The 12,247-nt window shown below is 43.3% G+C and carries 11 protein-coding genes and 1 other RNA gene; 7 read left to right on the forward strand and 5 right to left on the reverse strand.

Features of this window, described 5'->3' with window-relative positions:
* The first annotated feature begins 13 nt into the window (after nucleotides 1-13).
* The 6 genes from aat to tnpC all read left to right on the forward strand — a co-directional run bounded on the left by aat (nucleotide 14) and on the right by tnpC (nucleotide 5,669).
* Nucleotides 14-673 (forward strand): leucyl/phenylalanyl-tRNA--protein transferase, encoded by a 660-nt coding sequence (aat, locus tag LEP1GSC047_RS18750; protein ID WP_039935798.1) that lies wholly within the window; start codon nucleotides 14-16, stop codon nucleotides 671-673.
* A gap of 83 nt (nucleotides 674-756) precedes the next feature.
* A complete protein-coding gene (locus LEP1GSC047_RS18755; RefSeq protein ID WP_010416108.1) occupies nucleotides 757-1,044 on the forward strand; it encodes a hypothetical protein in 288 nt (95 codons plus the stop codon).
* A gap of 203 nt (nucleotides 1,045-1,247) precedes the next feature.
* A complete protein-coding gene (locus LEP1GSC047_RS18760; RefSeq protein ID WP_010416105.1) occupies nucleotides 1,248-3,305 on the forward strand; it encodes an AMP-dependent synthetase/ligase in 2,058 nt (685 codons plus the stop codon).
* A 116-nt stretch (nucleotides 3,306-3,421) separates the two neighbouring features.
* Nucleotides 3,422-3,712 (forward strand): IS66 family insertion sequence element accessory protein TnpA, encoded by a 291-nt coding sequence (gene tnpA / locus LEP1GSC047_RS22285; RefSeq protein WP_010416103.1) that lies wholly within the window; start codon nucleotides 3,422-3,424, stop codon nucleotides 3,710-3,712.
* A 17-nt stretch (nucleotides 3,713-3,729) separates the two neighbouring features.
* Nucleotides 3,730-4,062 (forward strand): IS66 family insertion sequence element accessory protein TnpB, encoded by a 333-nt coding sequence (gene tnpB, locus LEP1GSC047_RS18770; RefSeq protein ID WP_039935800.1) that lies wholly within the window; start codon nucleotides 3,730-3,732, stop codon nucleotides 4,060-4,062.
* Between the two features lie 29 nt (nucleotides 4,063-4,091).
* Nucleotides 4,092-5,669, forward strand: coding sequence for an IS66 family transposase (tnpC, locus tag LEP1GSC047_RS18775; RefSeq protein ID WP_010416097.1), 1,578 nt, complete (start codon nucleotides 4,092-4,094; stop codon nucleotides 5,667-5,669).
* Between the two features lie 17 nt (nucleotides 5,670-5,686).
* Here tnpC and LEP1GSC047_RS18780 read toward each other — a convergent pair whose 3' ends face one another.
* The 5 genes from LEP1GSC047_RS18780 to LEP1GSC047_RS18800 form a co-directional block, all read right to left on the reverse strand.
* A complete protein-coding gene (locus LEP1GSC047_RS18780; RefSeq protein WP_010416093.1) occupies nucleotides 5,687-6,556 on the reverse strand; it encodes an N-acyl homoserine lactonase family protein in 870 nt (289 codons plus the stop codon).
* Nucleotides 6,553-7,599: an LIC_10091 family lipoprotein gene (locus LEP1GSC047_RS18785; RefSeq protein ID WP_010416090.1), complete on the reverse strand. Its 1,047-nt coding sequence runs from the start codon at nucleotides 7,597-7,599 to the stop codon at nucleotides 6,553-6,555. Before LEP1GSC047_RS18785 ends, LEP1GSC047_RS18780 begins: the two co-directional genes overlap by 4 nt.
* A gap of 24 nt (nucleotides 7,600-7,623) precedes the next feature.
* On the reverse strand, nucleotides 7,624-9,192 hold the full coding sequence (locus LEP1GSC047_RS18790; RefSeq protein WP_020989039.1) for a HEAT repeat domain-containing protein: 1,569 nt from the start codon (nucleotides 9,190-9,192) through the stop codon (nucleotides 7,624-7,626).
* 1 nt (nucleotide 9,193) lies between these two features.
* Nucleotides 9,194-9,880, reverse strand: coding sequence for a hypothetical protein (locus tag LEP1GSC047_RS18795; protein ID WP_010416085.1), 687 nt, complete (start codon nucleotides 9,878-9,880; stop codon nucleotides 9,194-9,196).
* Nucleotides 9,881-9,987: 107 nt separating this feature from the next.
* Nucleotides 9,988-11,262 (reverse strand): hypothetical protein, encoded by a 1,275-nt coding sequence (locus LEP1GSC047_RS18800; RefSeq protein ID WP_039935516.1) that lies wholly within the window; start codon nucleotides 11,260-11,262, stop codon nucleotides 9,988-9,990.
* Nucleotides 11,263-11,877: 615 nt separating this feature from the next.
* Between LEP1GSC047_RS18800 and ssrA the strand changes: the two genes are divergently transcribed.
* Nucleotides 11,878-12,225, forward strand: a transfer-messenger RNA (tmRNA) gene (ssrA, locus tag LEP1GSC047_RS21420).
* Nucleotides 12,226-12,247 lie beyond the last annotated feature (22 nt).

Here is a 12,247-nt window from a genome sequence, read left to right on the forward strand (position 1 = left end):
CTATATTCCTAAAATTCGCGATTATTCTGATTTTTTCGCCAATCCTAGAACTACGAAAGATGAGGTGGTAGGAATCGGTGGTGATTTAAGTATCGATCGTCTTTTATACGCCTATACGCATGGGATATTTCCCTGGGCCGACAAACCTCTTCTTTGGTTCTCTCTAGATCCACGAGCTATTTTCGATCTGAACGTCCTCCACTTAAGTAGCCGTGTTCATCGAAAAATTCGACAAAAAAAATATACTATCACGATCAATCGAGCTTTTGAGCAAGTTATGCGTTGCTGTTCCTACCGCCCGGAGGAACAAACTTGGATTACCGATACGTTTCTGAACGGATTTGCGAGATTCCATCGGGAAGGTTACGCACACAGTTTGGAAGTATGGAGCGAGGATGGAAGATTGGGCGGCGGCATTTATGGCGTGGCAATCGGAAAATTCTTTGCGGGGGAATCGATGTTCTCTTTCGAATCCGATTTCGGAAAGATCGGACTCTATCATTTATTTCAGTTATTGAAAAAGGACGGTTTTATTCTATTCGATACGCAACAAATGAATCCGGTTACGTTGAATCTTGGAGCGTACGAAATACCGAAATCCAAATTTTTGGATCGTCTAACGGATGCCGTCGAGACTCCTTCAAAATGGCGACCCTCTCGCCTGGAAAATTAATTTTTCGCTAAATTCGATTTGATTTGCCTTCCATCATAATAAAAGTAAGGCATTAAAAACAACCTAAGCATAGGTAGACTATTATGACCCTATTCAAAAAAATTCTAGCTTCCCTACTCGTTTCCGCGATTGCTCTTTTTGGCTTCAACGGACTTACTGCAGAAGATGCAGCTGCCGACGAACCTGCTCAAACTCATGATTCCGGCGCTGCAAAGTCCGAGCATAAAGGTAAAAAGGGTAAGAAAAAGAAATCAAAGAAGAAACATCACAAAAAGGCCAAAAAAGGAGCTAAAAAGGGAAAGGAAGGAGCTAAGTCTGAGACGACTCCTCCGGCTCATTCAGAAACAGAACCTGCTGGCGAAGAACAATAATTTAACGTTTTACCCAATTCCGTCCGGCTATGGTCGGACGGAATTTATATTCCTAACTTTGCCTACCTCAATTTTGCAGCGCACCGTTTTCTTTCTTTTCTAAAATTTTCTTGACGCTTGGCCTTCGCGCAATAGCGTAAACGCTCTTTTTACCCAAGTTAGCAAAGGGTAATGTATCCCTTCTTCAAAAAGGAAGAATTCCAATGTATAAGAATTTAGCAGATATGTACCTCAAGGCGGCCCAGGCCTATGGGGACAGGCCAGCGTTTTGGTCTAAAGATGAGACCAAAGAATATCGGGCAACGTCCTTTAAACAGCTGGTTGATTTAGGCCTTAATTTAGCGGAAGCGCTTATTGACCTCGGTGTAAAGGCACGCGAACATATCGGAGTCATTGCAGATAATCGTCTGGAATGGATTATCGTGGATGCAGCCGTATTGTTTACCGGCTCGGCCAACGTTCCTCGTGGTACGGATGTTACTGATGCAGAAATGGATCATATTCTAAACCATTCCGAGGCTGAGGTTGTTTTCTTAGAAACCGATAAAGTATACGAGAAGTATACTAAGAATAAATCCAAACTGAAAGGAGTTAAGACTGTAATTATCATGGATAAAGACAGTAAGACCAAAGCCAAAGGGGTCTTACATCTTTATGATCTGATTGAAAAGGGTCGAGAACTTCGGGCTCACGGTGGAAAGAAGGCGGAAAAGAGGATCGAGGCTATCAAGCCCGACGATTTATTTACTTTGATTTATACGTCGGGAACGACCGGTATGCCTAAGGGCGTAATGCTGATGCATTCGAATATGATTCATCAGATGGAGCATGTGGTTCCTTTGATTCTGAAAAAATCCATGATCAAAGACGATGATAGCATGCTTTCGATTCTTCCCGTTTGGCATATTTTCGAAAGAGTTGTCGAGTATTCCGCAATATCCCTCGGTATCGCTACCTTCTATACCAAAGTATCGGATTTACGGAACGATCTTGCTAAAGCCAAACCTTCTTTTATGGCCTCGGCCCCGAGAGTTTGGGAAAGTATCTATACCGGCATTTACAATCGGATTAATGATCCAAAGCAGACCCCTCCGGTTAGAAAATTCTTATTCAATACTGCATATCTGTTTTCCAAAAACTATCATGCGGCTATTCGTTTCTTAAGTGGTCGTGAAGTCGATTACGAAGGAAGGAATATCATCCAATCCTTTGTTCTTGGAGTCCAGGCGGTGATTCGGTTGGTTTTAACCGGTCCATTTACGGTTTCCTTGATAGCAGGTGCATCGTATTTCTACATAAAAACAGCACATCCGAATTTACCGCTGATCCCCGGTCTGTTGCTGGCTGTGGCCATTCTCGGTCTGATCTTTAACTATAAAACCTTGGATGCGATCGTGCTTTCAAAAATCCGTCAGGCAACCGGCGGACGTCTTCGAGGAACTCTTTCCGGCGGCGGGGCTCTCCAACGGCATGTTGATAATTTCTTTAACGATATCGGGCTATTGGTTCTCGAAGGTTATGGAATGACCGAAACTGCTCCGGTGATTTCGGTTCGTCATTTCGATTATCCTATTATCGGTTCTGTCGGATACGTTGTCCCGAAAACCGAATTGCAGATTCGTGACGATAGTGGAAAGGTCCTTACTCACATAAACGATAATAAGGAAGTTCTTGCAGGAAGGATCGGATTGAAAGGCGTCGTCCACATTAAAGGCCCGCAGGTCATGAAAGGTTATTATAAAAACCCGGAAGCGACCAAAAAGACCATATCGGACGGCTGGATCAATACGGGAGATATAGGCTTCATCAATTTCAAGAAGACCCTGACTCTGACGGGACGAGCCAAAGATACGGTCGTTCTTCTTGGCGGCGAGAATGTCGAACCGGTTCCGATCGAAAATAAGATGGATGAGTCGCCGTATATCAAGCAATCGATGGTGTTCGGACAAGACCAAAAAGTATTGGGTGCGATCATCGTCCCGGACTTTGAAAATTTGAAACCTTGGTTGGAAGAGAACGGGATCTCCGCTCGCGATATTAAGGATTTAATCGATCATCCTAAAGTTCTGGAATTTTATAAGAAGGAAGTTCGCGAATATAACAGCACGAAAGAAGGGTTTAAATCCTTCGAGTTAGTGCAACATATCGTGATCGCGTCCAAACCGTTTGAAATCGGTGACGAGTTGACGAATCTACTTAAAATGAAGAGACATGTCATAACCGAAAAATACCAGAAAAAGATAGATAAGGTTTATAAATAATCCTTAATTTATCGATTTTCAGATAACGAAAGGCTTCGGTTTCCCGAAGCCTTTTTTGTAAGCGCCTAATCAAGCCCACCTTTTGCTCCTCGGCCAATCGTGCTAAACTATTTTTAATGAACAGAACAAATGTAGATTGGCAGCAAGAGTTTGAGGAATTTTCGAAGAGCGGATTTTCGCGACCGCAATACTGCAAAAAGAAAGGACTAAAATACTCGGCCTTTCGTTACCACTGGGAGAGGCGAGCTAAGATTCAGCAAAAAGAAGAGAGCTTTGTAGAAGTACCTCAATCTGTTTCAAACAGCATTTCGTCGGTAGGGTCTGAATTTTTGACCCTAAAAATAGATTCGTCCGGCAAGGCTTCGCTACAAGTAAACCTTCAGATTAGTTTGGGACAATGGAGCTAAATCCCGGCAGGAGAAAAGTGTATTTACGACCTGGAGTCACCGACTTAAGGAAATCGATTAATACGCTTGCTATCATTGTAGAAGGCAAAATGAAGAAGGACTTGTATTCGGAGAGTGTATTTCTATTCTGCAATCGCAAGAAAGACAAACTGAAAATGCTCTACTGGGACAAGAGCGGGTTTTGTCTTTGGCAGAAAAGATTAGAGGAGAGTAAATTTCCGTGGCCGAACTCAGAGGAAGAAGTTCGAAAGATCCCGGTAGAAAGATTTCATTGGCTTTTAAACGGGATCGATTTCTTTAAAGAGCATAGGAAACTAAAATATAAGAAAGTGGCTGAAAAGATTGACTAATTTAATCGCAAAATCTACATTTAGATGCCGTGTCCTTAGATATAAACGAACTGCCGAATGATGTAGAAGAACTAAAGAAAATTATTATATTCCAAAATAATAAGTACTCTGAAGAATTGCGACTCCAAAGGCAGAGAGAAGCCGAGCATCTCGACCAAATTGAACGCCTAAAGATCCAACTATTCGGAAGAAGGACGGAGAAATGGAGCCAAATCGAGATAGACCAAGGACTTCTTTTTAACGAAATAGAAAATTCCCTACAGAAGGATTCTGCCGAACCTGAGGAAGAAAGCCTCTTCACCCTGGTTAAAAGTCACACTAGAAAGAAAACGGGTCGTAAGCCGTTCCCTGATTATTTTCCTCGAATCGAGATCTTACACGATATTCCCGAAATCGAAAAAACCTGTTCTTGTGGGCATGAGCTGACTCGAATCGGAGAGGAAAGCTCCGAGAAGCTGGATCTAATTCCGGCAAAAATCCAAGTCGAAGTCCACATTCGCCCTAAGTATGCGTGCAAGCATTGTGAAGGGACTTCCGATGAAAATCAACCTGTCATTAAAATGGCACCAGTTCCCAATCAAATCGCTGAAAAGAGTATGCTTTCATCGAACTTTTTAGCTTACACACTTACTCAAAAGTTCGCAGATGCTCTTCCCTTTTACAGACAAGCTGGAATTCTTCAAAGATCGGGAGTCAACATTTCAAGAACAACTTTATCGAATACTGCGATCCAAGTATATGAAAAGCTTTCTCCATTGATTGAGGATATAAGAAAGGAGCTTTTTGAATCGAAGTATTTACAGATAGATGAGACGGTTCTCCAAGTGTTAAACGAACCGAAAAAGTCGAATACGGCCAAATCCTATATGTGGGTGATTCGGGGATTTATCCGAGAAAAACCGGTAGTATTATATCATTATGAACCGAGTCGGAGTGCTAAGTTTTTAGAAGAATGGATTTCCAACTTCGAAGGGATTATCCAAACAGACGGTTTTGAATCTTACGATTCTTTATTGAAAGTAAAATCAAAGATTCTTCATGCAGGATGTTGGAATCATGCTCGAAGGAGATTCTTTGAAATTTTAAAAATAGATCCTAAGAACGCTCAAGCAGAATGGATCGTAAAGGAAATCGGTAAGCTCTACACAATCGAGTCGAAGGCCAGAGAAGAAAATCTAAATTCGGAATTGCATTTAAGACTTCGACAATCTGAATCCAAGCCAGTCGTTGACGAGATCCGTTCCTGGATGAATAAACGAATCATCGAAGTCGCTCCGAAATCTTCGATGGGTAAAGCCCTTGGTTATCTCGCTAATCAATGGGAAAAACTGCTTATCTTTTTGGATCGTCCGGAATTGCAACTGGATACGAATCTGGTCGAGAATGATATTCGTCCTTTTGTGATCGGAAGAAAAAATTGGCTCTTCTCCGGTTGTCCGGAAGGAGCGACTGCAAGTGCAGGATTTTATTCTTTAGTTCAAATTGCAAAGCTCGCGGGAGTCGATCCTTATGCGTATTTGCGGGATCTATTTACCTCTTGGGAAAGCGAGCCGAGGAGTCTTTCTTATCAGGATCTGCCGCAACTCGCTATACCTGTGCTCGATTAGGCGCTTACCCTTTTTTATTAATAGATTTTGAAAATTCGAGGGAGAATTTCCGGATTTTGTTCCAGGATGATCGAATCGTGGGAGGTAAAAATTTTCGTACCCTGCTCGGCTAATAATTCGACATACTGCAGGAATTCTCGATTATTGCGGACGGAAGAAGCCGCCGACGCGGGAAGTCCGGTTCCTTCAATACAATGATCGATGAAGTAACATTCGTCTCCCGTGATTAACACACGATTTTTTGGGGCCCGTAACCATTCCACCGCGGAATGCCCGGGAGTATGGCCCCCGGTGAATATGATTCGAAAATTCGGAAATAATTCGATGCTCGATTGGAGAAAGATCACCTTCTTCTCGTTTTCTCTTGCATGTAGAATTTTAGTCTGATCTGCGAACCAGTTTGCCTTTTTTAATAGTTCCCATTCTTGAGGGCGAACGTAAATTCTCGCATTGCGAAATACATCCAATCCACCGGCATGATCAAAATGAAAATGAGTTAGAATAATATCCGTAACCGCGGTCGGGCGTATTCCGGCTTTTAATAAGATCTTATCGGGCGAAACCCAGTCTCGAATACCGTACTTGCTTCGGGTCTCTTCGGAGGAAATTCCGGAATCCACTAGAATGATTCGTTTATTCTGTTTTATTAAATAAAAGAGGAAAGCGAGTTCCTGTTCGCCTTCCTTTTTCCCGGAGTCCGTTAAGTAATTCGGATACTTTCCTTTTCCGTAAAGTACCGCGTACAATCCGTCTTCCAATCCTCGAAAAACGGGAGTAGTAGTCGTTTTACTTTTACTTTCTTGCGGAAGATTTTCCCGAGTCGGCCTTGACGCCGATTTGCAGGAAATAAAATACAGCAAGATAAAAAAAGTAAGAACGATTTTCATGGATGAACTTCCCAAGGGGAGATCGAAAGTCTGGAAAACCCTTTTTCGAGCGGTTCTCGATATTCCAACATTTGAGTTATAAATAATCTTCTGTCGAGTTCCATCCAAAGGCGAAAGGAAAACAGAGGCTGGACATTATAATGCAACGGAAACTTTGTCGGGTATTTTTCCCCGTCGGGAAACCCGTAAACGTCCTTGGCTCGATTTTGTATCGTCCTTAATAAAATTCCTTTTTTGTCGGTCGGAAGCGAAATAATATTCTCGCGAAAATCCGGAGGATAGGAAAAGTATTCTTCGGCGTTGGATAGATATACGACTCGAAATGGAAGTCCTACTTTACTCATGGCCTCGGATATTTCTCGAACGGTTCCCTTGGCATTTAAGTCCGCTTTACGAATTTTAATTCTTCCGTTCATGACCATGCTTCGAAGATAGTCATAATCATTCTTATCATGAAGAAACGTTTGCCATCCGAATTTTTCTTTGCTACGTTCTAGTTCAAGCCAGCGAGTCGGCACATCCGCTTTTCCCCGAAAGGCGACTTTCCAGGCTTCTTCGTACCATTTCCAGTCGGACGACGCGCCAAATTCCTCCTTTAAAATCCTTAGCGAAGAACCGAAGTTTTTTCTCTCCCATAGCTCTTTATAGGCGTCGGGGGTTGGGCTTTTCTTTATGAAAAAAAGATGGATTCGATTGATGTAGCAAACGACCGGGTCGAAGTCCACAAGCCATGCCGTTTCGCTCCTTGCCCAAGCGATAAAAGTAAGGTTTTGATCGGTTCCGACACCGAGATAGGCGCCTCTAAGATCCTTAATGGAATTCTTAAAAAGATCGATTCTAAGTTCGTTGGAGGCGGGATAATGGCGACCGTTTAAATTCTTTTCTTCGAAACTTTCTTCCCTTACCGAATCTAGAATTTGTGACTCTCGAAGCCCAAGCGCGTGAACTACGGTTAGGTCAGACCTGGAAAGAGTACTACAGGTAGTTTGAAAGGTTAAGAAAAGTACTATTGCGGAAATTGAAGATGGAGAACGAGTTTGCATAAGAAAGTGAACGTTCCTTTACGTTCACTTTCGATTTTTGTACCAATTCAGCCACTCGTTTTTAGAAAAGAACTTCTCTCCGGTAATAGAACGGAGAGCCGCCGTCACCATTTTTCTATTTCGCGGCGTCTCGTTATCCTCTAATAGAGAAATCAAAACCGGGATACTTTTTGCGTCTTTCCGAGCTCCCAATTGGCTGACAGCGACTTGATGAAGGTTCCAATTTTTATGTCGGGCATATTTTTCGAGAACTTTTTCGGCTTCTTCTCCGCGAATCGAAGCAATCGCTCCTAACGTACTTGGAGCAAGGTCCGGAAATTGTTCGGTTTTGCGATCCAATAACGCTAACGATCGAGGTGAAGCGATCATACCTAAGCTTTCCGAGGCGATTCGGGCTAGTTTGAGATCTTTCGAATCGGTCGCTTCTTCCAGGAGAGGCAATGCGTCGGAATTTCCGATTCCACCCAGAGCCCAGGCCGCGCCGTATCTTGCTTCACCTGAGGATTCTTTCAATACCTTCGATAAAACAGGAATGCTCCTTTTATCTCCCATGTATCCTAACGATTGAGCGATGATTTCCCGGTCAGGTACGGAAACGTCATTTAAAACCTGTTCGATCAATTCGCGTGAGGGGAGATACTTAAGACGACCCAATACATGGGAAGCGGGTCCCTTTGCTTCAGGTGTACTTTTACGGAGGACTTCGGACAGACGTTGACCAGTCATCGGAATCGGAATCCCGATTAATACGTCTGCCGCCCTGTATCGAATTTCCCGGTTCGGATCGCTAATTAACGGTAAGACTAATGGTACGGCGGAAGGGTCATGAATTTCGATCAACGCTTGAGTCGAATTTTCCCGGCCTTTATCGAAACTTCCCTTTAATGCGGAGACCAATAAGGGAACGGCTCTTTTGCTTCCGATTCTTCCTAAGGCAAGATAAACTGCAGCCAAGCTGGGACCCGGCTCGATCGTATCGGCCAGTCGGATTAAAAAGGATTCTCCTTCCTTTATTCGCAATTTCCCGATCGCCATTGCATACGTTTTCGTTTTTTCGACGTTACTATTCTTGAACGCTGCATTTAATAGAGAAGAGCTTATGCCTGTCGCTTTTATTCTTACTAAGGTTTCGACAGTTAATAAGCGAATGGTAGAATCCTCGCTTTCCAGCAACGGAAGCAATTTCGAACCGATGCTCGGGTCTTCCATTCTTGCTAAAGCCTCGAGTACGGTATCCTGGCCGACGCCGGAATTCTCGTTTAGAAAATTTAATATATTCGAAATAGAAGGACGATCCTTGTAGATGCCGAGCGCAAGCACTGCAGGCCCATGCAGAGTTCTATCCGGACCGTTCATCAATCGTCTAATATCGGGAATATACTTTCGTTCATTCCGATCCGCGAGTTCTAAAATCGCTTGAGCTTTCCGTTGCGAATTTTCCGATCGCAAATCCGTTTCGAGCTGTTCCAAGCTCGCAGGTTCCCTTTCTTGAATATCCGGATACAGATCGGGTTTAGGGGGGCCGCTACATTTCGGCCCGAATAGAATCAGAATAAAAAAAATGCAAACAGGTACATATAAAAGTCGAATCATATTACGAAGAAGGAACTCCATCTAAGGCTTGTCGCAGTTGTTGCAATTCGTTTTTCCAAATCGAAATATCCTGATTGGCCTCCGAAATTTGCGAGGGATCCAATTTGCCCTGTTGAATGGAATATTCCACTAGTTGTATCCTTGATTCCAGTTCTTGGATTTTATAATCAAAATAAGCTTTTTGTTGTTGAGGAGTAACCTGTGGATCCGTTACTTGAGACGGGGAAACTCCTGGTTCGGCGAATTTTCCCGCGTTACGCGAAACTGCAAATTGGGATTCGGCTGCGGTTACCAAATCGAGACGCTCTCTCGCTTTTTTTTCCTCATCCTGGGTTAAGGGAGTTCGAAATTCCGCGGGGATATAAATATTCTTCGGGTATTTAAATGCAAATTCTACCCACTCCTCGCGAATTCGTTCTCTATCTGCCTCCGTTTTTTTCGGACCGAATGCATGAGGCCAAAGTCGCTTTGCCTGACCTTCTAATTCCGGATCTTCCGCAAAAGGATGAGGCGCATCGGGGAATTCGATTCCTGACGTTAAATTCCTCCGTCGCTCCATTACCGATTCTGTTTCTTGGCCGACGGATTTTATTTTTTTGACCTTATCCGGCCAAAAGATGAAAATTAAAAGGAGTAAAAGGACGATCCCCGCTATGATCCAGGACGCGTATTTTCTATAGGGAATCATATTCTTATGATGCCACCTTGTTCAAACTAAGGAAAGATTATTTTATCGAGGATTATCGAATAAACCCGGGCCGTTTCGACCCGGAATTTGACACTAGATAGGGAAGCTTAGACAAAGATGCCGATGACCCAAGAAATAAACTGTCCGAAGATCGTTTCGGTCAGGAATTTTTTCAAGTCGATCGGATTTCGGTTAAGGCTATCGTAAAACCAAGCGTTGTATTCGCTGACTAAAGGAATCGAATATCCGTACTTGGAATTGATCACTTTAATTAACTCGTTAGCAAAGAGGGAATGCCCGTATTGATTTGGATGAACTCCATCTAAACCGAAAACCCCGGGTTGGCCCGGAAGAGGCCAGTTTGCCCGTGCGTAGCCGGGACTCCATCCCGATGGACTATTGATTAGACGGCCGTTTTCTTTTAGATCGTCGAAAACAACTTTCAGATCGGCTACCGCAAATCCCATGGCCACAGCCTGCGCTTTGACTTCGTTATTCAACATCGTCAAAAAGCTCGTGATGGTATTCACTTCGCCTGCATCCAATACTTGAGAAGGATCGGATACGGAAGATCGGAAGAAGGCTTTTAGACCGGTATAGTTCGCTCTTCCCTGAGGGTCCTGATACGATTCCAAAAATGCAATCGACGTTACGTTAGGAATTGTGAAAAGAACCCCGCCTTTAATCGAGCCGATCGCAGCCATTCTGCGCATCGTTTCCCGAATATCGCGTTTATAACGAGTTTCATCCAGACAGGTTGTGGAAGTACTCAATGCAGTACATAAGACATGGTTCGCGGCCGCAGTTCCGAACAAGAACGACGGTTTTACCTTTTCCATAACTTGCATCTGAGTACCCGCGTCTCCTAATCCGAAACGATGGAATTTATCCGGAGTCTGACAATCAGCGACTTCGACCCAACGATAGGTATACCAATACCACGTTGCCCAGTACCATTGCCTTGCCCATTTAGTCGCATTGATGTCTTCGCATTGGCCGGATGTTTTTAACACACTCGTATAATCGGCTCCCGTAATCCCAGCGTGAGTCGGAAGGCCGACCGTGGATTCATTTCCTCCGATAACGCTAGCAGCTATACAGAAAATACCGCAATTACCTTTGAGCACATCTTCAAAGTTGATATACGGACCTTTCAAAACATTGTAGCTTACACCCGAACCTGCTTGCTTGGTGACTAAAACAGGAAACGCCCAGTCTTGTGTTTTCTTTTCGACGGTTGCGCCGAAGAAGCCTTGGCTTAAGGAGTCTCCGATAACACCGGGTTTTGCGAATACTTGTGATTGACTTTGTGCGGAAATAGAAATCGAGCAAATGCTAATCCCTATCGACGCGATTATTTTCCAAATGGTGAGTTTTCCCATTTTATTTTCTATCCTCATTCGGATTAACTTTCTGTAATGTGAAAGCGATCCAATTCTCTTTTCGCCATTGTAGCAGTTAGTCGGTAGAAAGTCAATGTCACTTGAGAAACATCGAATCTATATAAAACATTCGGTATGTTATAAATTTTCCGAATTTTATTTGTTTGTAATCAAAGTTTTAAACTGGGGATTCAAACTTTCCTGCGAGGAAACTTAAGAATTATCTAAACTCCGTTAGTTATCTTTTTATTTTGTTTTCGTTTTTGGAAGAAAGAGAAAGTGAGATTAAAACATTGTTTGTTATGAGATTTCGGAAAATGATTTAGAAGACAGAGGACTGACGACAGATGCGTTTGCTTTCAGAAGACAGAGGTCAGAGGACTGAAGACAGTAGCTGCTCGAAGTTCGAAAAACAGCAGGGGTAGAGGAGAGATCTGCTTTAACGCAAGAATCTTTCTCTATAGCATGGAAACTCCGTTTATCAATGTTCTGTCCTCCGTCTTCTGCCCAAGTGTTCGCAATCTTCGATGATGCCTAGAATTCTAAACTTCTCTCCTAAAAACATCTTGAATTCTCAGAACCATTCCGCAACTTGGATGTCTAACTTATAGCAACGGGGACGAATTTGGTTTCGACTGTTGTAGTTTAAGTGTGGTGGCATGTAGGGGTGAGGGACCTCTTAAAAACCTTCAAAACAATAAACGCTAACAACGAATTAGCACTAGCAGCTTAATCTCTGCTACGGATAAAAGGCTTACTCTCCCGGTGGCTTTTTTTCTGACGTAAACGGGAGACGTGATTCATCGGTGGACGGTTCTCGATGCATCATGTATATGAATCGGATTGGAAAAACATACCTGCTTGTGGGTTAAGGTTTTCTGAAATTTTAAATCACAAGACAAACATGTAGAGGCCCCATCGAGGCACAATAGGACCCGGGTTCGAACCCCGGCGTCTCCATGAGCAATCTCTAATTTTCCGATCG

The organism is Leptospira inadai serovar Lyme str. 10 (assembly GCF_000243675.2).
Classification (GTDB): domain Bacteria; phylum Spirochaetota; class Leptospiria; order Leptospirales; family Leptospiraceae; genus Leptospira_B; species Leptospira_B inadai.

Bases quoted from the DNA above. Each gene is read 5' to 3' on its own strand.
- LEP1GSC047_RS18755 (WP_010416108.1), top strand. From the start codon at position 757: ATGACCCTATTCAAAAAAATTCTAGCTTCCCTACTCGTTTCCGCGATT.
- LEP1GSC047_RS18760 (WP_010416105.1), top strand. From the start codon at position 1,248: ATGTATAAGAATTTAGCAGATATGTACCTCAAGGCGGCCCAGGCCTAT.
- tnpA (WP_010416103.1), top strand. From the start codon at position 3,422: ATGAACAGAACAAATGTAGATTGGCAGCAAGAGTTTGAGGAATTTTCG.
- LEP1GSC047_RS18780 (WP_010416093.1), bottom strand. From the start codon at position 6,556: ATGAAAATCGTTCTTACTTTTTTTATCTTGCTGTATTTTATTTCCTGC.
- LEP1GSC047_RS18785 (WP_010416090.1), bottom strand. From the start codon at position 7,599: ATGCAAACTCGTTCTCCATCTTCAATTTCCGCAATAGTACTTTTCTTA.
- LEP1GSC047_RS18790 (WP_020989039.1), bottom strand. From the start codon at position 9,192: ATGATTCGACTTTTATATGTACCTGTTTGCATTTTTTTTATTCTGATT.
- LEP1GSC047_RS18795 (WP_010416085.1), bottom strand. From the start codon at position 9,880: ATGATTCCCTATAGAAAATACGCGTCCTGGATCATAGCGGGGATCGTC.
- LEP1GSC047_RS18800 (WP_039935516.1), bottom strand. From the start codon at position 11,262: ATGGGAAAACTCACCATTTGGAAAATAATCGCGTCGATAGGGATTAGC.